The sequence below is a fragment of the uncultured Neptuniibacter sp. genome (assembly GCF_947498015.1).
Lineage (GTDB): Bacteria > Pseudomonadota > Gammaproteobacteria > Pseudomonadales > Balneatricaceae > Neptuniibacter.
Window position 1 is genome coordinate 71,099 of the sequence record NZ_CANMIR010000014.1, and the last position, 20,807, is coordinate 91,905.

Annotated in this window: 18 protein-coding genes; 14 read left to right on the forward strand and 4 right to left on the reverse strand. The window is 47.2% G+C overall.

The window, feature by feature from the left end; genetic code table 11:
• The first annotated feature begins 202 nt into the window (after positions 1-202).
• The 4 genes from Q0882_RS15010 to Q0882_RS15025 all read left to right on the forward strand — a co-directional run bounded on the left by Q0882_RS15010 (position 203) and on the right by Q0882_RS15025 (position 6,032).
• Positions 203-1,378, forward strand: coding sequence for a p-hydroxyphenylacetate 3-hydroxylase oxygenase component (locus Q0882_RS15010; protein ID WP_299183293.1), 1,176 nt, complete (start codon positions 203-205; stop codon positions 1,376-1,378).
• 163 nt (positions 1,379-1,541) lie between these two features.
• Complete coding sequence (locus Q0882_RS15015; protein WP_299183296.1) at positions 1,542-2,483, forward strand: AEC family transporter; 942 nt, start codon at positions 1,542-1,544, stop codon at positions 2,481-2,483.
• Positions 2,484-2,610: 127 nt separating this feature from the next.
• On the forward strand, positions 2,611-4,068 hold the full coding sequence (locus Q0882_RS15020) for an NAD-dependent succinate-semialdehyde dehydrogenase (RefSeq protein WP_299183298.1): 1,458 nt from the start codon (positions 2,611-2,613) through the stop codon (positions 4,066-4,068).
• Positions 4,069-4,262: 194 nt separating this feature from the next.
• Entirely contained in the window at positions 4,263-6,032 is a 1,770-nt protein-coding gene (locus tag Q0882_RS15025; RefSeq protein ID WP_299183302.1) for an HD domain-containing phosphohydrolase, read from the forward strand.
• Positions 6,033-6,113: 81 nt separating this feature from the next.
• Here Q0882_RS15025 and Q0882_RS15030 read toward each other — a convergent pair whose 3' ends face one another.
• Both Q0882_RS15030 and Q0882_RS15035 read right to left on the reverse strand, forming a co-directional pair.
• Positions 6,114-6,605: a hypothetical protein gene (locus Q0882_RS15030; protein WP_299183304.1), complete on the reverse strand. Its 492-nt coding sequence runs from the start codon at positions 6,603-6,605 to the stop codon at positions 6,114-6,116.
• 9 nt (positions 6,606-6,614) lie between these two features.
• Positions 6,615-7,643, reverse strand: a complete 1,029-nt coding sequence (locus tag Q0882_RS15035; RefSeq protein WP_299183307.1) for a DUF2157 domain-containing protein — start codon at positions 7,641-7,643, stop codon at positions 6,615-6,617.
• 459 nt (positions 7,644-8,102) lie between these two features.
• On the opposite strand from Q0882_RS15035, the gene Q0882_RS15040 reads away from it, so the two are divergent.
• On the forward strand, positions 8,103-10,298 hold the full coding sequence (locus Q0882_RS15040; protein ID WP_299183309.1) for a GGDEF domain-containing phosphodiesterase: 2,196 nt from the start codon (positions 8,103-8,105) through the stop codon (positions 10,296-10,298).
• A gap of 239 nt (positions 10,299-10,537) precedes the next feature.
• Here Q0882_RS15040 and Q0882_RS15045 read toward each other — a convergent pair whose 3' ends face one another.
• Both Q0882_RS15045 and Q0882_RS15050 read right to left on the reverse strand, forming a co-directional pair.
• Positions 10,538-11,149, reverse strand: coding sequence for a glutathione S-transferase family protein (locus Q0882_RS15045; protein WP_299183311.1), 612 nt, complete (start codon positions 11,147-11,149; stop codon positions 10,538-10,540).
• Between the two features lie 108 nt (positions 11,150-11,257).
• Positions 11,258-12,586: a hypothetical protein gene (locus Q0882_RS15050; protein WP_299183313.1), complete on the reverse strand. Its 1,329-nt coding sequence runs from the start codon at positions 12,584-12,586 to the stop codon at positions 11,258-11,260.
• A gap of 185 nt (positions 12,587-12,771) precedes the next feature.
• Here Q0882_RS15050 and hpaH point away from each other — a divergent pair, with 185 nt between their 5' ends.
• From hpaH to Q0882_RS15095, 9 genes are all read left to right on the forward strand, one after another.
• Positions 12,772-13,575 (forward strand): 2-oxo-hept-4-ene-1,7-dioate hydratase, encoded by an 804-nt coding sequence (gene hpaH, locus Q0882_RS15055; protein WP_299183335.1) that lies wholly within the window; start codon positions 12,772-12,774, stop codon positions 13,573-13,575.
• 20 nt (positions 13,576-13,595) lie between these two features.
• The gene (gene hpaI / locus Q0882_RS15060) at positions 13,596-14,402 is read left to right on the forward strand and encodes a 4-hydroxy-2-oxoheptanedioate aldolase (RefSeq protein WP_299183315.1); all 807 of its coding nucleotides are present in this window, start codon (positions 13,596-13,598) and stop codon (positions 14,400-14,402) included.
• Between the two features lie 17 nt (positions 14,403-14,419).
• Complete coding sequence (locus Q0882_RS15065; protein ID WP_299183318.1) at positions 14,420-15,070, forward strand: fumarylacetoacetate hydrolase family protein; 651 nt, start codon at positions 14,420-14,422, stop codon at positions 15,068-15,070.
• Between the two features lie 14 nt (positions 15,071-15,084).
• Positions 15,085-15,858: a fumarylacetoacetate hydrolase family protein gene (locus tag Q0882_RS15070; RefSeq protein ID WP_299183320.1), complete on the forward strand. Its 774-nt coding sequence runs from the start codon at positions 15,085-15,087 to the stop codon at positions 15,856-15,858.
• Between the two features lie 133 nt (positions 15,859-15,991).
• Positions 15,992-17,512, forward strand: a complete 1,521-nt coding sequence (gene hpaE / locus Q0882_RS15075; RefSeq protein ID WP_299183323.1) for a 5-carboxymethyl-2-hydroxymuconate semialdehyde dehydrogenase — start codon at positions 15,992-15,994, stop codon at positions 17,510-17,512.
• A gap of 141 nt (positions 17,513-17,653) precedes the next feature.
• Positions 17,654-18,052, forward strand: coding sequence for a 5-carboxymethyl-2-hydroxymuconate Delta-isomerase (locus Q0882_RS15080; RefSeq protein WP_299183326.1), 399 nt, complete (start codon positions 17,654-17,656; stop codon positions 18,050-18,052).
• A gap of 238 nt (positions 18,053-18,290) precedes the next feature.
• A complete protein-coding gene (locus Q0882_RS15085; RefSeq protein WP_299183328.1) occupies positions 18,291-19,304 on the forward strand; it encodes a TRAP transporter substrate-binding protein in 1,014 nt (337 codons plus the stop codon).
• A 107-nt stretch (positions 19,305-19,411) separates the two neighbouring features.
• Complete coding sequence (locus tag Q0882_RS15090; RefSeq protein WP_299183331.1) at positions 19,412-19,927, forward strand: TRAP transporter small permease; 516 nt, start codon at positions 19,412-19,414, stop codon at positions 19,925-19,927.
• A gap of 35 nt (positions 19,928-19,962) precedes the next feature.
• Positions 19,963-20,807, forward strand: an 845-nt coding sequence (locus Q0882_RS15095; RefSeq protein WP_299183333.1) for a TRAP transporter large permease, incomplete at its 3' end; no start/stop codon positions are given.

The window sequence follows — 20,807 nt, forward strand, 5'->3', positions numbered from 1 at the left end:
TTTTTGACTGTTTTTTGAGCATAATAGTTCACTTATTAACTATCAAAAGTACAATAAAGGCTGCGAAATATCCATTTATAATTAGTGCATATGTGAACAATAATGTAATCATCACTACGGCAAAGCGTGAGAATAGGTACGACATTTAGATGTTCATACGCTGTTTTGCCGGACCAAAACAAAAATGAAGAAGGTAATGAAGATGGAAAGACCAAATCCAATGCTTGATGAACTGAAAAAAATCCTTCCTACGATTGCTGCGAACGCTGTAGAAGCAGAGCAACTGCGTCGAGTGCCGGACGAAAATATCCGCCTTCTTAAATCTATTAAATTACACCGTGCGTTGCAGCCTAAAGCTTACGGCGGTCTTGAGCTGTCTCTGCCAGAAGTAACTGATTGTGTTGCTGCGTTGGCAGGTGCATGTGGTGGTACTGCCTGGGCGTTCAGCCTGCTGATCACTCACAGCCATCAGATGGCGATGTTCTCGAAGCAGGCTCAGGATGAGTTCTGGGGTGAAAACCAGGATGCGACAGCGAGTAGCTCAATCGCGCCATTCGGTAAAACAGAAGAGTGTGAAGGTGGTGTTATCTTTAATGGTGACATGCGCTGGAGCTCTGGTTGTGATCATGCAGAGTGGGCGATTCTTGGCTTCCTGCGTCCTAATCCAGAAACGGGTGAGAAAGACTACTGCTTCGGTGTGGTTCCAAGCTCTGATTATGAGATCGAAGATGATTGGTACTCTGCAGGTATGAAACCTTCCGGTACTAAGACACTGAAGATTAAAGAAAATACCTTTATTCCTGAGCATCGCATCGAGAAAGCTAAGGCGATGATGACAGGTCAATCTTCAGGTTTTGGTCTGTATCCAGATAGCAAGATCTTCTTTGCACCTTACCGTCCATACTTTGCATGTGGTTTCGCAGCGATGGCTCTGGGTATTGCGGAGCGTATGCTTGAGGTTTACAAAAACCTGACTAAAAACCGTACTCGTGCATATACGCTGGCTGCCTCCGGCAAAGAGATTGCGCCAATCATGCGTCTGGCTGAGTCGACTCATCAGGTTGCAGCTGCTCGTGCATTCATGGAAAAAACATGGGATGAGCACAAAGCGTTTGGTGAACAGAAACGTTACCCAACTGATGAAGAGCTGGCATTCTGGCGTACTAACCAGGCTTACGCAGTTAAGATGTGCTGTGAAGCTGTAAACCGTTTGTTTGAAGTATCCGGTGGTTCTACCTGGATTCACGATAACGAGATCCAGCGTCTGTGGCGCGATTGCAACATGACTGCAGCTCACGCATATACTGATTATGACGTTTGTAAGCAGGTTCTGGGCCGTTCACTGATGGGTATGGAACCCGATCCAACGATGGTTTAAGAGTGTAACAATATAAAAAACCCGCGTTAACGCGGGTTTTTTTTTGCCAGATTTTTGTTGCGAGTAAAATCTAAAACTAATAATATTGTTAATATATTAACTAATTTAATGCCATTCCTTTTGCTCAAACTGCTCCGCATCTATTCAGGACAAACGTAGATCTATGCAAGACTTTACTTATATTCTGTCACTGACCAGCCCAACCTTTATCCTTATTCTGCTTGGGTTCTGTGCGGTTCGATTTGGCTTCCTGGCGAAAGAGAATGTGCGTACTTTGGCTTGGTTTGTCGTCAACGTAGGACTGCCTGCTGCGATGTTCAAAGCGCTCAACTCGCGCTCATTTCAGGATATTCTTCACTATGATTATCTACTCATCTTTGGTGCCGGATCGCTAATCTCTTTTGCAATTCTGTTTACGCTCGCCAAACTTCGTGGCAAACCTCTGACAGAGTGTGCCCTGTTCGGTTTGGGGGGGAGTATTTCGAACAGTTTGATGGTGGGTTTCCCAATCATCATGCAGTTGTTTGGTGATGCTGCGCTGGTACCTTTTGCGCTCACACTGATCATCGAGAATCTGTTTATTCTGCCGCTGGCACTTGCCTTAGCTGATACCGGTCAGCATAAGAGTGGTAGTTTCTTAACTGCACTCATGAAATCACTGCCGCAGCTGCTTAAAAATCCGATTATTGCTTCAATCGGTATCGGGTTGATCACCACAGCGATGGATCTACATCCACCGGGTTTTATTAATAAAGTGATCGATATGCTCTCTGTGACAGTCGGTGGCCTGGCGCTGTTTGCGATTGGCGGCATGCTGGTAGGGTTGAAGCCAAAAGGGATGATGGTGGATCTGGGGGCTATCGTATTTGGAAAAATGATCATTCATCCACTTGCCGTGTTCTGCATGATCATTCTGATGCCGCCGATGCCTCCTCTGTTCCAGCATGTGGCAATTATTCTGGCATCCATGCCGATGTTTAGTATCTTCGCGGTGATTGGCATGCGTTATAACTATGGCGGTTTGTGTTCCGCCGTGCTGCTACCGGCAACGGTGGTGGCGTTCTTCACGATTAACATGGTCATCTGGCTTTTAGATCTGCAATAAATCAGGTGTGATCTGTAAAAAAGCAATGATTCAAAAAAGTACTTAACTTGTTAACTAACTTGAAATCAGGTAGGCTAGCAACATAATGTCGAAGTTGAAACGACCTACCTTGTGAGAAGAGAAGGCTATGAAATTACAGTTAAATGATTCCAGTCTGTTGCAGACACAAGCGTTTATTAATGGTGAATGGGTTAATGGTGATGCTGGCGAGACGTTCCCGGTTTCTAACCCTGCAACTGGCGAAGTGATCGCAGAGGTGGCAAGCGTAGGTGCAGAGGAAACCGCTCGTACTATCGATCTGGCTGAAGCCGCGATGAAAGAGTGGAAAAAACTAGCGCCCGCAAAGCGGTCTGAGATTCTGGAGCGCTGGCATAATCTGATCATCGAAAATACAGATGATCTGGCTGCAATCATGACTGTAGAACAGGGTAAGCCACTTTTCGAAGCAAAAGGCGAAGTGATGTACGGTGCGTCTTACCTGAAATGGTTTGCTGAAGAGGGTAAGCGTATCTACGGTGATGTACTGCCATCACCAGGTGATCGTCGTAGCATCGTTATCAAACAACCCGTAGGTGTTGTTGCCGCGATTACGCCTTGGAACTTCCCGAATGCGATGATTACGCGTAAGGCAGCGCCTGCACTTGCGGCGGGTTGCTCTATTTTGTTGAAGCCTGCGGCTGAAACACCATTGTCTGCGTTGGCTCTGGCTGAACTGGCGAAGCGTGCGGGTGTTCCTGCAGGTCTGTTCAATGTCTTACCAAGTAAGTCTGCATCACTGGTCGGTGGTGAGATGACCTCTAATGCAAAAGTTAAGAAGCTGACCTTTACGGGTTCTACGCCGATCGGCAAATTGTTGATGAAGCAGTGTGCCGATACGGTGAAGCGCACCTCTATGGAGTTGGGTGGTAATGCTCCAGTCATTATCTTTGATGACGCTGATCTTGATCTGGCGGTAAAAGGTGCGTTGGTATCTAAATACCGTAACTCCGGTCAGACCTGCATCTGTGCAAACCGTTTGCTTGTGCAGGAAGGTATCTACGACAAGTTCGTTGAGAAGTTCTCTGAAGCGGTTAAACAGTTCAAGTTGGGTCACGGTTTTGATGATGATGCTACACATGGCCCTGTAGTATCTAAGAAAGCGCTGGCTGATATCGATGCAATCGTACAGAACGCTGTAGAGCAGGGTGCTAATGTGGTTACCGGTGGTAAGCCATCTGAGCTGGGCAACTGTTTCTATGAGCCAACAATCCTGACTGATGTAAACGACAAAATGAGCATCTTCGGTGAAGAGATCTTCGGTCCTGTTGCACCGGTCTTTAAGTTCAGTACGGAAGAAGAAGCGATCGCGATGGCGAACGACACTGAGTTTGGTCTGGCATCATACGTCTTTACCGAAAACCTGGGTCGCATCTGGCGCGTATCTGAAGGTATCGAATACGGAATGGTGGGGGTAAATGAGACCGCTATCAGCTCCGAAGTGATCCCTTTTGGTGGTGTAAAAGAATCCGGTCAGGGCCGTGAAGGTTCTAAATATGGTCTGGAAGACTACCTGGAAACCAAATATATCTGTATGGGTGGTTTATAAACCGCATCAGATAAACAGTTCGACCTGCACACGATAGGCTCTTTGTGCATATTGGGGGTATCCATAGGGATACCTCCTTTTTTTTGCCCCTGAAAATTGTAGGTATTTTAATAGATATTTAGCTCTCTATTTTATTGAATGATTGTTAAAATACGGCGGCCTGTAGAGATGTTGTAGTAGGTTATCCTCTCCGAATGAAGTACCTAATAAAAGCTCATAAAGTATTGCAAGGAGCGAATAAACGCTTTTGGAAGCTGTGGATTCCCTTGACTGTGGTGGGCCTGCTTGCTGTATATATGGCTTTTTCTTTGCTTGAAACAGTCGTCGCAAAGCGTTTAGATCATGATATTCACTCAGCAGCCAGGTTGTTTCAGTCGCAATACACTCAGAGATTGCGATCGGCAAAAGATGATCTGGCGTTTATCACGCTGAGTGCTCAGGTTGGTAGGTTTCTTCAGCACCAATCTCCAGAGCACTGGACGGAGCTGAACCGTTTTTTCCACAGCATTGTTTCCACCTATCAGCGCTATGATCAGGTCCGCTTATTATCGCCAGAGGGGTTGGAACTCTCACGTGTCAATTTTAATGGGGGAGTTCCCCAGATAGTCCCTCTCTCTGAATTGCAGGATAAATCCCAGCGCTACTATTTCAAGGAAGCAGTTCTGCGGACTGAACGTGATATTTATATCTCTCGCATGGACCTGAATGTTGAGCAAGGTGAGGTTGAATTGCCCTATAAACCGGTTATTCGCCTGGCTAAAGCGATCAGGGGAAGAAACGGAGATGTGATCGGTGTTGTTGTTCTCAATTATATGGCTAATTCTGTTTTAGAGGGCTTTCGGAACACGGTTAAAAACCTTCCCGGTGAGAGGATGTTATTAGATGCGCATGGTTTCTGGCTATCTAATGATGAGCGCTCTAAAGAGTGGGGTTTTATGTGGGAGCAGGGTGAGAACATCGCTGAGCTTCACCCTGCGCTTTGGTTAAAGCTTTCAGGCTCAAAATCAGGTGTCATTGAAACCTCTCTTGGGCGGATTAATTATCATACCCTTTCGCCGCCAGAGGGATTGGATCAAGGTGGACTCGGGACCTGGAAGCTGGTTGTTATCAATAATAATCATAAGCTGGGTGCCTCCTTCCTTAATGAGCACCTGACCTATCTTTATCCTCTTTTACTTGCCTACCTGTTCAGTACTGTGATTCTGTGGCTTTGGGCGCGGGCGGATTCCGGGCGGGAGTTGGCAGAACAAGAGCTCATCGCGATGAATCGATTATTGGAAAGAAGGGTGGATAAGCGCACGGCAGAGCTAGAGGCTACGAAAGATGCCGCCATTCTTAGTTTGGCGACGTTAGCGGAAACGCGGGATAATGAGACAGGACAGCATATTTTCAGAACGCAGCAGTATGTCAGAATCTTGGCTGAAGAGGTGAAAACTCATCCTGCATTTGCGCAGCAGTTGACTGAGAGTATGATTCAGAGGATTTATAAATCAGCGCCACTCCATGATATTGGTAAAGTTGGTGTTCCCGATCATATTTTACTAAAACCCGGCAGGTTAAACGCTGATGAGCGTGAGATTATTCAGCAGCATTCGAAGCTGGGAAGTGATGCGATCGAACAGGCGATCAATGCAATCTCTATCCGGATTACGGACAGTGACTCGGCGAGTCATCTGCATTGTGCTCGAGATATTGCGCATTATCATCACGAGCGCTGGGATGGAAAGGGCTATCCGAAAGGGTTGGTGGGCGAGGCGATCCCGCTTTCTGCGAGGCTTATGGCAATTGCTGACGTGTATGATGCACTTGTAACTGAGCGGCCCTACAAAAAAGCATTTTCCAAAGTGGAAACCGAACATATTATGTTACAGATGAGCCAGGGGCAGTTTGATCCACGGATCCTGGAAGGGTTTGATCGTGTCAAAGATCAGTTTTGGCAGATCAGCCAGCAGTTCAGCGATTAATTTGAATGTTGGATCTCAACCTTCAGAACTAGCCGCGCTATTCCTAACTGATTCCAGATCCTGCTAAACAGTCTTTATTATCTATCCATAGAATTTGATGGTGTAAGCGATGAAGGGAATCAGGCTTATGGCAAAGGTAATGGCGATACCTGGCTTATTTGCGATGATCAGGAAGCTCTTGCGTGGATTCTTAGGGTTGTAGAATACCTTAACCTCCCCATTCTGATTAGTTTCAATCGAGTTCAGCTGCTTTTTCAGTATGAGTCTGGCGTTATGGCTTGCACTCATAACCCAGGGGGAGACTCTTTTACCTTCGTAATTCTTCCCATCAACACAGTAGTGATAAAGTGCATCTGCTGTGTAGTTCTGCTCAGAGCGGACCCATTCAGGTCCTCCGAACTTTTTGACAGAGGTGTGCGCTAATACCCCATAAGAATAGGGCCAGAAGCGTGTTCTTATCTGGAAGAAAAGCGAGTAACTACAAACAATAAACGTATAGAGAGCGCAGAAAAACCAGATGCCTTTCTCCTCTCCCTCTATAGCTAATGACCACATCTCAAAAAGAAAATGCATACCCTCATCCTAGCGTTTGTTTGCAAGTAGTTCCTGTAAGCGCAGGGGCAAAATTTGACGACTTTTCTCTGTGATCATATCTTCATGTTTCTGCCATAGTATGCCGAGATATACAATGAAGAGTCCAAGTACAGTCAGTGTAATTGGAAACATCCAGCTATCTTTAAATACATTGGCAGCCAGGTGACCGAGATATCCACAACCACCGAAGGCTCCCAGTATTACGAAGATGCGCCTTACAAGCAGAACCCCTGTTCCGATCATCACCAGATTGATACAGAGATAGAGGAATTTAGACAGCTCGTTATCTGAATTTTGCAGGGTCAGCCCACCCCAGAAGGCAATTGCACCAAATAGATAGATCCAGAAAGCGTAATCAACGCTGTGACGTCCCCGAATATCGATCCAGAATGCTAATGCGATCATCAGCAAACCGGAATAGAGAGAGACCAGCTTTCGAAGTTCCCAGTCAAAGTCGCCGCCAGAGATCATTGCGGTGATATCCATGGAAAGGTACCAGAGTGTAACGGCGATCGGCATCATCATGAAGGGATATCTATAGTGCCGGGCAAGGATGCATCCAGCTGTCAGTGTACCAAGCTCCATATAGAGCCAGTGCCATTTTATATAACGGTGATACTCTCGATAGGCCGAATCATCAGGCCAGACCCCCAAAGCCTGTTGTAAACCGTAGATTGCTAAGGGGGTCAGGCAGATAACGAAAGTGGCAGTAATGCCAGCAGGGACCGAATACCCTTTTTTTGCAAAAATATTGGCCAGCTTAATTCCTGCACCCGCATAAATAAGGGAGATACACAGGATACCGATCCCACCAAAAGATTCCCAGCCAAGGTTCATAAACAGAGTCATAGCCCCGATTGCGATCAGACCACCCAGATAATAGAGCAGGTGGGTAAAATCAAAACGTGCGCCGTTGGAGGGATCGGTTTCAAGAAAGTGATAAAGAGTGTCAGCTTGTTCTTGGGAAAGGATCTTCTTACCGACCGCTTGCTGTAATCGGTTCTTTGAAATGTACATTCAATCGCTCCCTGAAATTGCAGCTCGTTGACAAGCTTACCTGAACAATGCCGAGTATATAAATGATAGGTAGCACCGTGAACTTATGATAGAGATCAATTTCCTTGAATTAATATTCAAAAACCTAATAGGTGGTAGGGAAATTGGTCGGTAAACTGCATATAATCCATTTTAAAGCTCAGAAAACGGATCTTTCTGTCGAAGTCGGGCTTGAGTTGGCTTTATATGAATTGACCACACTATCGGTATTTAGTGGTTACGTTCTCTGCTGGGTGGGTTCACACCATTTTCTTACTCAATTCCCCTTCATAGGTAACTAACTTGTTGATGCCCGCTTACGCCTTTATAGGGTAGAAGTAGGGACGCAAACTGTCTGATTTATAAGGGGTTATTCCCCGATTATTATTGAGTTTGCTACACTTTACTGGAATGTGGGACGCGCAAGTCCAAGAGAATTGTATGAGCTTAGAACTCGATAGATCGATTGACCGTGCTTTAAAAGAGGTCAATGAGTGTAACGGGCAGAACTATTTCGAAACGCTTGTTTCCTCTTTGGCTGTGCTTTTGGATGCGGACTATGTGTTGGCTGCTGAGATCGATCTTGCCCATCAACGGGCAGATACCGTTGCTCTGTGGCATCAGGGAGGTGTGGGGGATAAGTTATCATATGATCTTGAGGGGACGCCTTGCGAAGCTGTTTTCTCGGATGGTATCTGTTGTTATCCGCGTGATATTGCGACGCTCTTTCCTAAAGACAGGATGTTGACTGAATTAGACCTTGAAGGGTATGTCGGACGCAGCCTGAAAGATTCTCAAGGAAAGCCTATCGGATTGTTGGTGGCGCTGTTCAAACAACGGGATCATGCCCGTGAGACAATTCTAAGTATCTTTGACCTTTTTGCGCTGAGGGCAGGAGCGGAGCTGGAGCGGGCTCAGTTGGTGCAGAAACTTCAGGCCCAGATCACACAGTTGAAAGAGACTAACGAACAGCTAGAGCTGGCTAAGCGTGTGTTTCAACATACGAACGAAGGGATGCTTATCTCGGATGACAATAATTGTATCCTGGATGTTAACAGTGCATTTGAACAGATGTGTGGTTACCCAAAAGCAGAGCTGATCGGAAACAATCCCAGTATCCTTAGCTCCGGGTTACAAACCGGCACCTTTTATCAGGAGATGTGGCAGCAGCTGTTGGATTCAAATCACTGGCAGGGTGAGTTATGGAATCGGCGAAAAGATGGTTCGACCTATCCGGTCTGGAGTTCAATCAGTCTGGTCAAAGATGATACAGGAAAAACGACTCACCATATCTCAAGTTGTAAGGATATAAGTTCGGAGTTGGCGCTTCAGGAGCAGCTGTATCAACAGGCGACTCAGGATTATCTGACGGGATTGAGTAACAGCTTCGAGTTTCATGATCATGCCAGCAAAGTGATCTCAACAGCTCGACGCAGCAGTGACAATTTCGCGCTGGTCAGATTGAATATTGATAATCTGACGCTGGTGAACTCCTCCTACGGTTATGTGATGGGTGACCGTCTTGTCAAAGCAGTGGGTAACCGTCTTAAGGAGTACAGCAGTGATAACGATATCCTCTCCCGTCTTGGGGGCGACGACTTTGCAATTCTGTTGGGTTATGCCACCTTCAAAGAACTTGAAGAGAAGCTTAAGCAGACGCTCCATCTGATTCAGGCAACCGTCGCAACCGGCTCAGGGGATATTACAGCGAGTTGTTCTGCGGGGGTCAGTATTCTGGGGGATGATGCTCAAGGGCTTAATTCGCTCATGAAAAACGCTTACAGAGCTTTGCGGCATGCAAAAGAGCATAATCGCGGACGCTACTGTTTCTACAGCTTGGAACATGAAAATCTCGCCCGTCGAAACGACAGTATTGAGAACAGCCTTTATAAAGCCGTAGCCGAAAAAGTTATTGAACCGCATTTTCAACCGGTGGTCAGTTTAAGTGATATGAAGGTGCATCACTTTGAGGCTTTGGCCCGTTGGTATGATGAATCGCTGGGTCAGGTTTCTCCGATGGAGTTCATCCCGATTGCTGAATCGACGGGGTTGATTAAACAGATTGGTGAACAGATTTTAGGTAAGGCTGCTGAGACAATTACAGAGCTAAACGAACGGTTAGAGCGCCCAATCGGTGTGACGGTTAATCGATCCCCTAGAGAGTTTAACTTTGGTGATAATGAAGATAATTCAGCAGGAAGGGTGCTGGAACGACTGGGATTGCATGCTGAGCATATCTGCATCGAGATCACAGAAAGTTTGATGCTGGAACTACCTGATCAGGCTTTGACTCACCTGCAGAAACTGAAAGAGCAGGGCTTCTGTCTGGCATTGGATGATTTTGGTACCGGCTTCTCCTCTCTAAGTTATCTGAAACATTACCCTTTCGATTTTCTCAAGATAGACCAGTCCTTCGTAAAAGATATGAATGCTCAGAGTGATGATTATATTTTGGTAAAAACGATCATTCAGATGGCACAAAACTTAGGTTTGGAGACCATAGCGGAAGGGGTCGAGACTGAGGAGCAGTGCCAGATGCTGATAGATCTGGGGTGTGATTATGGCCAGGGCTACTATTTCAGTAAGCCGTTACCTAAGGATCAGTTATTTGACTTTGTTACAGCTCGTCAGAATTAGTCCTTCCTCTCAATTTCTATGATTTCGGAATTGTGGGGCTTAAAATTCTGGTAGGGTTTTGTCTGATCATCTAAATCATTAAGCGCTGCAGATACAGGACAATTCAAAATAGTGGTGTATACCTGATAAGTTAGATGGTGGCTGAAGGGTTATAGAGAAGAGTGGGTTTGAGAATGGCCATTACCGAGATGTAGGTGAAGAGCTATTGGAGGTGTGGCTCACAATAGCTCTTTTAAGTCTTACGCCTTCAAATTCACTTTCTGTTGAGCTTCAGATTTTAACTGGCGTTTGATCCAAGCATCGACATTCGGGAAGCGTTTGAAGTCATAACCGACCAGCTTGGCCCATGAAAGAATGGTAGCTCCATGGATGTCCGCAACGGTGCGTGCATCTCCCGATACAAACTCACGCCCTTCCAGATGCTTATCCAGAACAGGAACATGTTTATCCATCTCAGCCTGTGCTCTGAGAATGATCGCTTCATCGCGAAGATCTTCCGGTACAAATTTGTTTTGAATAAACAGGTCCAGAGCAAAGGTTTCCAGCTGGTTGCTGACAAACAGGGACCAACGGTAGATATCAGCTCGAGATTCTGGAGTATCACCCCAAAGTTCTCCTGAACCATATTTATCGACGAGGTAGAAAAGAATCGCCTGTGTTTCCCAAAGAACCAGATCACCATCAATCAGTGTGGGTACTTTCCCATTGGGGTTCAGGGCTAGGTACTCATCCTGTTTGATCTCTTTACCTTTCGGTAGATGTGGGATGTACTCATATTCCAGGCCCAGTGTTTCCAATACGCAAAGCACCATGCTCGCGCGTGAATAAACGCTACCGTAAACCTTAATCATCCTGTACCTCGTACTTAATATGTTAATTATATAGTGTGTGGCCTGTTTACTTCCGGTTGTTATCCGCAGGCTAAATTAAGCGATTAACCACATTGGATCAACTGTGAATTATTTTGCGCCTAATGTTTCCATTACAAAAAGAGTCGTGATGCCAATAAGAAGCATGCATAACGTAAAGGGCAGCTGATTTCTGAGAATCTCTCTGGTCCGACAGTGGTAACGGGCTCTGAGAATCATATTGGTGCCACTGAAAACGCTGGTGGACATGGAGAGAGCTGTCGCATAAATATAAGCAACGGCCATGATCGTTGGGGTTGTGGTTACATCAGCGAGAAGACCTGCAAAAATCGCAACCACCGCGAGTTGGTTGATACCCAAAGAGGCAATGATCACGATTGCAACGAGGCAGATTGAGGCAACGGTGGCGTTGGTTTCGGTAAAGGGTAGGCCAATCAAGCCGACGCCAATGCAGGCTTTAACGCCAGCAGCGAGAAGTCCAGCGCTGAGAAATAGTGAAAGCTCTGTTCTGCTTTCACTCAATCGCTCGAAGATATGTTTATGCAGTACCTGCCCACCCGATTTGAACCCCTGTTTACCCGTTACGATCATTAGAGGGATGATGACTGCAACGATCGAGACAAGAATGACTGTTGAGGTCTCAGGAAATATCCAGTTCAGGCATAAAACACTGCTGATCAGCGCCAGAGGAAGATGCAGGGTCGCTAGCTTCATAGGGTAGCCCTGATAGTTCTCAAACCGGCTCTGGTACCTGAAGCGAGCTTCTAGAATCGTACATAGGATACCAAGTGTGGCCAGAGGGATTGCAAAAGGGTAGATGTTCTTAACGTATGCGCCGGGTACCTGTTCAAGTACCAGGGGGGTGATGCTTAAGAAGGGAGACCATAGAACAGAAAGGCTGAAGCCGCGTGCAAGAATACTTTGTGACAGACGATCTATTTGACTGTTGCGTTGAAGCTGGTCACCGACAACGGGAATAGCGGAGAAGTTAGCCACAGAGGAGAAAAAGTGCATTCCCAGTAGTGTACTGAGGAAGCTTTTAAGGCCTTTTGAGGTCTGGCTAGCCTGGGGTTTGATCGCAAGGCTGATGAAACTGATTGCTGTTAGGAGCATTGCTAGTTTCATATGTTCATCCAGCAGTTCGATCAGTGTCGCAGGGGAGCCAAAGCTCCATGCCAGAACTGAACAGGCAAAGCCGGAAATCGCTAAGATCAGAATTAAAGGCCGTTGCTTCGCTTTAAGTCGTGGTAACTCGATAGCGACAAATAACCAGCCTAGCAAGGTTGCAGCAGAGAGAAGATCGCTTGCTATGAAGTAATCTGTCAGTGCGAGGGCCCACATCAGGAACAGGATCGGTCCAGAAATTTTACTTCCAGGCCAATAAGTTAGCACTTTGTTTGTTAGGGGGTTGGTCGTCATTATCAGCCTGGAAGTCGATGGTCAGACTTAAGGATATCAATGAAACAAAATTTAAGCTGGAATTTCATTAATATATTAAGTATATTGTAGTTAACATGTTACTTATGTTTTGTGCATAGGTAAATGAATTGCTTCAGGCATCAGGTGTGATCCACCTTTGCATCAGGTTAAAAACGAGGATGTTTATGTTAACTCCGGAACAGATTAAAAATGCAGCCGATCGTCTGTACAAGGCTGAGAATGAACGTCAGCAGATTCCAGCATTAACGTTGGAATACCCAGATATGACGATGGATGATTCTTATAAAATCCAGAAAGCCTGGGTTGATCGCAAGATCGCAGAAGGTGCGTCTGTTAGAGGGTATAAAATAGGTCTGACATCACGTGCGATGCAGATGGCTGTGAACATCGATCAGCCAGATTACGGTGTTCTGCTGGATGATATGTTCTTCGATGATGGTGCTGAAATTAAAGCGTCTGACTTCCTTGATCCGCGTATCGAGGTTGAGTTGGCATTTGTACTGAAAGATCGTCTGGAAGGTGAGAACGTAACTATTTTTGATGTTCTCAATGCTACAGATTACGTTGTTCCAGCCATCGAGCTGATTGCTGCGCGCTGCCACCGTACGGATCCTGAAACGGGCTATACACGTAAGGTTCTGGATACGATCTCTGATAATGCTGCGAATGCAGGCATTATCCTGGGCGGGCGTCCGATTAAACCGATGGATATCGATCTTCGTTGGGCGGGTTCTCTGTTGTACCTCAACGGTCAGATTGAAGAGACGGGTGTGGCTGCAGGTGTATTAGGCCATCCGGCAAACGGTATCTGCTGGGTATGTAAGCGTTTTGCACCACACGGTGTTGCGCTGGAGCCGGGCCAGGTTATTCTGGCGGGTTCTTTCACACGTCCGGTTCCAGTTAAAGCAGGCGATACGATTCACGCGGATTACGGCCCTCTGGGCGGTATCTCTGTGAAGTTCGTTTAATCACACTGGAGCGTTTCAGAATGGATCTTCCGGTAAACAAATTTAAGCAAGCGCTCAAAGGCGATAAACCTCTTTGGGGTTTGTGGCTGGGCCTTCCAGATGCTACTTGTGCTGAGATCGTTGCGGGATCTGGTTTCGACTGGTTGTTAATCGATAGCGAACATGCACCTTTTGAACTGGATTCTACGATGCGCCACCTGCAGGCAATTGCGCCTTACGGTGTGCCAGCGATTGTCCGTCCAGAAGAGGGACGTACTGCTCTGCTTAAGCGTCTGCTCGATATCGGTGCTCAGACGTTGCTTGTACCTATGTGCGATACAGCTGAGCAGGCACGTGAGCTGGTTAAGGCTGTGAAATATCCACCTCAGGGTGTTCGGGGTCTGGGCAGTTCTCTGGCGCGTGCGGCAAACTGGAACCGTATTCCAGGTTACCTGCAGAAAGCTAATGACGAGATCTGCCTGATCGTTCAGGCCGAGACTGTGACTGCGATGGAAAATCTGCAAGAGATCGCAGCGGTTGAAGGGGTTGATGGTGTCTTTATTGGCCCATCTGACCTGTCTGCATCCATGGGGCATATCGGTAATCCCGATCATCCAGAAGTCGTTGCAGCGATCGAAGGTGGCCTGAAGATTATTAACGATGCAGGCAAAGCAGCAGGCCTTCTGTGTATAAACCCGGCTAAAGCGCACAACTATGTAGAGAAGGGCGCTAAGTTTGTAGGTATCGGTGTTGATACGTTGCTGTTGAGTAACGCAGCAAAACAGTTGGCAGAAAGTTTCAAATCCGGCGAGAACAAAGCTGATTCAGCAGGTTCTAGCGGTTACTAATTTCTAGGTATTTAAAGATGACTGACAATCCAATCGTAAAAGGTAAGTTAGTTTGTGTTGCGCTGAACGACGCTGATCAGTTCGAAGCGATGCAGGCAGAATTTAACGAAGCACCTTACAAAAGTGCACCAACTCAGCCGGTTCTGTATTTCAAACCGCATAATACCTGGAGCACTGAAGGTGCTGAAGTAGAGTGGGCTGCTGATGCCGACAGCATGGTTGTTGGTGCATCACTTGCTGTTGTGTTTGGTAAAGAGTGCTGCCGTGTAAGCCAGGAAGAAGCACTTGATTACGTAGGTGGTTATACGCTGGTTCATGATTTCTCTCTGCCAGAGAAAAGCTACTACCGTCCAGACATCAAAGGTAAGTGCCTGGATGGCAGCGCACCAATCGGTGGTGCGGTTGCAGCTGCTTCTGATGTTGCTGATCCACAGTCCCTTTCTGTTGTAACTAAAGTAAACGGCGAAATTGTTAATGATATGCCGGTTGCTCGCACGGTACGTGGTGTTGCAGAACTAATCAGTACGATCTCTTACATCATGACCCTACAGCCTGGTGACGTAATTGCTGTTGCTTTCCCTGGTAACCGCGCACCGGTTAACAAAGGCGACAAAGTAACATCTGAGATTGCTGGTGTTGTGTCTTTGAACAACCAGTTGGGTCAATAAGAGGAGCTTAAAACATGAAACACGCACGCGTACTTTTTAACGGCTCCGAACTGGCTGTAACAGTAGAAGAAAACGGTCAACTGAAATCTAAGGCAGATGGTCAGCTGATAAATGAAGCGGATGTTCAGTGGTTATGCCCTGTGGAAAACCCAGGCACGATCTTCGCGCTGGGTCTTAACTATGCAGACCATGCTCGTGAATTGGCGTTTGAACCACCAAAAGAGCCACTGGTATTCCTGAAAGGCACGAACACCCTGACAGGTCACAAGCAGAACGCTTACCGCCCTGACAATATCGAATTCCAGCACTATGAGTGTGAGCTGGTGGCAGTAATCGGTAAAGAAGGTAAGAACATCTCACGTGAAGATGCAATGGATTACGTAGCGGGTTACACCGTTTGTAACGATTTTGCGATCCGTGACTACCTTGAAAACTACTACCGTCCGAACCTGCGTGTTAAGAGCCGTGATTCTCTGCTGCCGATCGGTCCATATGTGATCGACAAAGAAGATGTAGGTGATATCTCTGATCTACGCGTAACAACACATGTTAATGGCGAGTTGACTCAGGATGGCACCACTAAGGATATCATTTTTGATGTGCCATTCCTGGTTGAATACCTGAGTAAAATTATGACCCTGAAACCAGGTGACATGATTGCGACAGGTACGCCAGAAGGTCTGAAAGATATGCAGCCGGGTGACAAGGTTGTATGTGAGATCGAAAAAATAGGTGCCTTGGAAACTTACATCGTTTCCGAGCAGGAATTCTACGGCGACAAATACTAATCAGTATTTGAATTGTTGAACAATGACCCGGCATTTCAATCATGTCGGGTCTATCTGAACCAAATTGCAGCCTGAAGTTGCTGAATTGGCGAGTGAGCCTGGCAATTTCAGGTGAGAAGAGTGGAGAAGAGAGATGAGCGCACAGCTGCAAGAGAATATCGCAAAAGCGGAAGGTTACCTGGCACGTTTCAAAGAAAACACGCTGGGACACTACATCAATGGTGAGTGGACGCTTGGTCAGGGTGAAACGTTTGATAACACAACGCCTTTTGATCAGAGCTTCCTGGGTAAAGTGGCTGCAGCTACAGAAGCTGATGTAAACGCTGCCTGTGAAGCTGCTGAAGCTGCAGCGGCTGAGTGGGCTGCTACACCCGGTGCAGAGCGCCGTAAAATTCTTCACCGTCTGGGTGACGAGCTGGAAAAACGCGCTGAAGAGATCGCAATGGTTGAGTCTATGGACTGTGGCCAGGCAATCCGCTTTATGCGACAGGCTGCGGTTCGTGGTGCAGCCAATTTCCGCTTCTTCGCGGATCAGGCACCAGAAGCTCGCAATGGTCTGTCTCTACACCAGCAGGAACACACTAACTACACGGTTCGTAACCCAATCGGTCCTGTTGCAGTCATCACTCCTTGGAACACACCTTTCATGCTGTCTACCTGGAAGATCGCTCCAGCACTGGCAGCGGGCTGTACAGTTGTACACAAACCAGCAGAACTGAGCCCACTGACGGCGTCTATCCTGGCTGAGTGTGCAGAAGCTGCAGGTCTGCCAAAAGGTGTTTGGAACATGGTTAACGGTTTCGGCGCTGTTGCGGGTAAAACACTGACTGAGCATCCTGCAATTAAAGCAGTTGCACTGGTAGGTGACTCTGCGACAGGTAAACTGATCCAGGCTCAGACTGCTTCAACGCTGAAACGTCTGCACCTTGAACTGGGTGGTAAAAACCCGGTCATCGTATTCGATGATGCCGACTTTGATCGTGCGCTGGATGCGGTTGTATTCATGATCTACAGCCTGAACGGTCAGCGCTGCACAAGCTCCAGTCGTTTGTTGGTTCAGAGCGGTATCAAGGATAAGTTCCTGGCAGCACTGAAAGAGCGCGTTGCTAACATCAAGGTGGGTCACCCGCTGGATCCAGCAACAGAGGTTGGTCCGCTGGTTCACACAGGTCACTACGACAAAGTTACCAGCTACTTCGAAATCGCTAAGCAGGATGGTGCGACAGTAGCAGTCGGTGGTAAGTCTCTACGTGACGAGATGGGCCCAGGTAACTTCGTAACTCCAACCCTGTTTGTTGAAGCGAAAAACAGCATGCGTATCGCTCAGGAAGAGATCTTTGGTCCTGTTCTGACGGCGATTGAGTTTGAAACTGAAGAGGAAGCAGTGAAACTGGCTAACGAGACTATCTACGGTCTGGCTGGCTACATCTGGACTTCTAATACGGGCCGCGCAATGCGTATGGCTGACAAAGTGGAAGCGGGCATGTTGTGGGTTAACTCTGAAAACAACCGTAACCTGCCTTCCCCATTTGGTGGCGTGAAGATGTCGGGTATCGGTCGTGATGGTGGTGACTGGAGCTTCGACTTCTACATGGAAACTAAAAACGTGTGTATCGCGCACGATACTCACCGCGTACCTGTACTGGGTCGCTAATTTTAAGCTGGCTGTCTGTGGTGATACAGGCGGCTGCTGAACGAGTCTATTGTTCGATAGTGCATTCCGTGGTTTGATCGAATTCGGCCAAACCACGGCTTTTTACTCTCGACTTATCTATCAGATAGAAGGAGACATCGCATGCCTCATTTCATAATGGAATACTCTGCGAATCTCGATGATGATCTTGATATCCCCGCGCTGTTTGAAAAACTGAATGAAACAGCGATTGCTACCGGTGTATTTCCGATAGGCGGCATCCGTACGCGCGCAATCCGTTGTGAACATTTCAGAGTAGGCGAAGGCGATCCTGAAAATAGTTTTGTGCACCTGACTGCAAAAGTCGGGGCCGGACGTGAACCCGAGGTTCTCAAAGCTGCTTCAGATAAAGTGTTTGAGACTTTTACCGAAGCGCTGCAGCCAGTCTTCGATCGTCGCTATATGAGCATCGGTTTTGAGATGATCGAGCTGCACCCTGAGCGCAACTACAGAAAAAATAATATCCACGAGAAAATTGCCAAGATGAGAAATGATACATAGATATCATTCATCCCGATTCTCGTAACACCCGCACTCTCTGGAAAACAACTATTACGGCTCTCAAGTAAGAGCTACCAGAGAAGTGCGGCTTGAAATTACCTGTTGAGATCACCTTGCAGGTTAGACAGAAGGCCGAAACCGTTAACAAAGGTAGGTATTAAGGTGCGCTCCGGAGAAGCGTTCTCGATTAATACTTAATATATTAATCTTTTGTGTCGGTTGTATGAAGGAAACAAAAATGAGCTTAAACAGATTGCTCGCCATTGGGCTATTTATGGTAATGGCTGGTCAGGCCGTTGCCGAAACTACACTCCGAGTAGGTAGTTGGTTGCCACCAACACACCCGCAAAATACTGTTGTATGGCCAACCTGGTCCAAGTGGGTTGAAGAAGCAACAGAGGGTCGAGTCAAAGTTGTTGTGGAATATGGTTTGGGCCACCCCAAAACTATGTTCGAACTGGTTGAAGATGGTGTCGTGGATGCTGCGTTCAGCTTCCATGGTTATGTACCTGGTCGTTTCAAATTGACGCAGGCAGTCGAACAGCCACTTCTGGGAGCCAGCGCTGAAGCCGCTTCGGTAGCCCACTGGAGAATCCATCAGAAATATTTCGCACAAGCAAACGAACATGATGGTCTGGAGTTGATCGGCCTGTTTACGCATGGTCCGGGCCAGATCCATACAGCTAAGCCTGTGGCTTCCCTGAGTGAGCTTGACGGTAAGAAGATCCGTTTGGGTGGAGGTATCCAGGCTGAACTGGGTCACCGCATGGGAGTCACGTCTGTTGGTGCTCCTGCTCCCAAAGTGTATGAAATGATGCAGCAAGGGGTGATCGATGGCGTGTTCATTCCGATGATTGATCAGAAGTCTCTACGCCTTAAAGAGGTTGCGAAACATGTGATTGCACTTCCAGGTGGCATGTACCTTGGCAGCTTTGCAATTTTCATGAACCCGGATTTCCTGGCAGATCTGGATGCTAAAGATCGTGATGCGATCCTGAGCGTGTCTGGTGAAAAGCTGTCTGCCATGGCCGGTAGAGCTTGGGATGCAGGCGATGTGGAAGGCTTAAAAGCAGCACAAGAGGCTGGCGTGAACGTTATACAGGTGAAAGAGGGTGATGCACTTTCACATGAATTTATCACGTTGACCCAGGGTATGGACGATACATATCTGAAATCTGTTGAGAGTCGTGGCGTTGATGCGAAGAGAGCATTGATGGAACTGCGTCAGATTGCGGCCAGCTATAACAAATAAATTTCATTGTTATCCCAGATAACAGAAAGTCATCGGTGAGTAATTACCTTTGGCTTTCGAATCGACAAGCAGGCTAACCAGCCAGCTTAAGAAAACAGGAGGCTTTTATGGCATTAACTACCTGGATTCAATCTCACTACGAAGAGCAGGGTCCGGTTGCCTGGATCGCATTTCTGCTCGAACTGATTGCAGCGGTCACGCTCTTCTTACTAATGGCACTGACCTGTGCCGATGTTTTCGGTCGGTATTTCCTGGACAACGCGGTTGACGGTACAACTGAACTCACAGAGATGGGGATCGCGATTCTTGTCTTTGCAGAGCTGCCTATTGTGACCTGGCGTGGCGGTCATGTTGTTGTGGATATCCTCGATAAGATGATGGGCAACACGGTGATCAAGGTACTTGGCCTGCTATCCGCATTTTTGATGTCCACGTCTTTGTATTTCCTGGCTGTACGTATTTACGAGTTAGCGGCACGTTCCATTCGTCGTGGTGAAGTGACGGAGTATCTGCAGATGCCGGTGGGATATATCGTTGAATATATCGCCATTATGAGCTGGGTCACTGCTGGGGCCATGATTACCTATGGTGTTTATAAACTCTTAGTTTCATCGCGTACTTAGACGATTGATGCTCTTAGCTCAACAGGAGTTCTAATATGATTACTGCATTAACCGGTTTTGCAATTTTGCTGCTGATCATCGTCGTAGTACGTGTACCGATCGCGTTTGCGATGGGTCTGGTTGGCTTCTTCGGTTTCGCATATCTGCAAGGCCTTGGTTTTGATAATTTAATGGATTTTCGCTGGAACGGAGCGCTGTCGATGGCAGCTAAACGTGTCGTTGACACGGCTCAGGAGTACAGCTTATCCGTAATTCCTCTGTTTATCCTGATGGGTAACCTGGTGACTAAATCCGGGTTATCACAGGAACTATACCGCGCATCCAATGCTTTCTTAGGGCATAAGAAAGGTGGATTGTCGATGGCAACGGTTGTTGCGTGTGGTGGTTTCTCGGCTATCTGTGGTTCCAGCCTTGCAACCTCTGCAACCATGGCCAAGGTTGCGATGCCTCCGATGCGTAAATATGGCTACGCTGATTCATTGGCAACTGCGTCTATCGCAGCCGGTGGTACGCTGGGTATTTTGATCCCGCCAAGCGTGATTCTGGTGATCTACGGTCTGTTGACCGAGACCAGTATCCGTGAGCTGTTTGCGGCAGGCTTTATTCCGGGCTTTATGGGTATTTTGCTCTATCTGGCGGCTGTTCGTTACGTTGTTTGGCGTGATCCCTCCGCGGGCCCTTGTGGTGAAAAGCTGGGTTGGAGTGAGCGTTTCAAAGCACTCAATGGTGTCTGGGGTGTACTTATTCTATTCACGGTTGTGATGGGGGGTATCTACCTGGGTATCTTTACTCCGACGGAAGCTGCGGGTATTGGTGCCGGTGGTGCATTCTGTATCGCGATGGCACGTAAGAGTCTGACCTGGGGAAGTCTGTTCGATAT

What these genes read in the sequence shown, in the direction of transcription:
- Q0882_RS15010 (WP_299183293.1), top strand. Translation starts at nt 203, where the DNA reads ATGGAAAGACCAAATCCAATGCTTGATGAACTGAAAAAAATCCTTCCT.
- Q0882_RS15015 (WP_299183296.1), top strand. Translation starts at nt 1,542, where the DNA reads ATGCAAGACTTTACTTATATTCTGTCACTGACCAGCCCAACCTTTATC.
- Q0882_RS15020 (WP_299183298.1), top strand. Translation starts at nt 2,611, where the DNA reads ATGAAATTACAGTTAAATGATTCCAGTCTGTTGCAGACACAAGCGTTT.
- Q0882_RS15025 (WP_299183302.1), top strand. Translation starts at nt 4,263, where the DNA reads ATGAAGTACCTAATAAAAGCTCATAAAGTATTGCAAGGAGCGAATAAA.
- Q0882_RS15030 (WP_299183304.1), bottom strand. Translation starts at nt 6,605, where the DNA reads ATGCATTTTCTTTTTGAGATGTGGTCATTAGCTATAGAGGGAGAGGAG.
- Q0882_RS15035 (WP_299183307.1), bottom strand. Translation starts at nt 7,643, where the DNA reads ATGTACATTTCAAAGAACCGATTACAGCAAGCGGTCGGTAAGAAGATC.
- Q0882_RS15040 (WP_299183309.1), top strand. Translation starts at nt 8,103, where the DNA reads ATGAGCTTAGAACTCGATAGATCGATTGACCGTGCTTTAAAAGAGGTC.
- Q0882_RS15045 (WP_299183311.1), bottom strand. Translation starts at nt 11,149, where the DNA reads ATGATTAAGGTTTACGGTAGCGTTTATTCACGCGCGAGCATGGTGCTT.
- Q0882_RS15050 (WP_299183313.1), bottom strand. Translation starts at nt 12,586, where the DNA reads ATGACGACCAACCCCCTAACAAACAAAGTGCTAACTTATTGGCCTGGA.
- hpaH (WP_299183335.1), top strand. Translation starts at nt 12,772, where the DNA reads ATGTTAACTCCGGAACAGATTAAAAATGCAGCCGATCGTCTGTACAAG.
- hpaI (WP_299183315.1), top strand. Translation starts at nt 13,596, where the DNA reads ATGGATCTTCCGGTAAACAAATTTAAGCAAGCGCTCAAAGGCGATAAA.
- Q0882_RS15065 (WP_299183318.1), top strand. Translation starts at nt 14,420, where the DNA reads ATGACTGACAATCCAATCGTAAAAGGTAAGTTAGTTTGTGTTGCGCTG.
- Q0882_RS15070 (WP_299183320.1), top strand. Translation starts at nt 15,085, where the DNA reads ATGAAACACGCACGCGTACTTTTTAACGGCTCCGAACTGGCTGTAACA.
- hpaE (WP_299183323.1), top strand. Translation starts at nt 15,992, where the DNA reads ATGAGCGCACAGCTGCAAGAGAATATCGCAAAAGCGGAAGGTTACCTG.
- Q0882_RS15080 (WP_299183326.1), top strand. Translation starts at nt 17,654, where the DNA reads ATGCCTCATTTCATAATGGAATACTCTGCGAATCTCGATGATGATCTT.
- Q0882_RS15085 (WP_299183328.1), top strand. Translation starts at nt 18,291, where the DNA reads ATGAGCTTAAACAGATTGCTCGCCATTGGGCTATTTATGGTAATGGCT.
- Q0882_RS15090 (WP_299183331.1), top strand. Translation starts at nt 19,412, where the DNA reads ATGGCATTAACTACCTGGATTCAATCTCACTACGAAGAGCAGGGTCCG.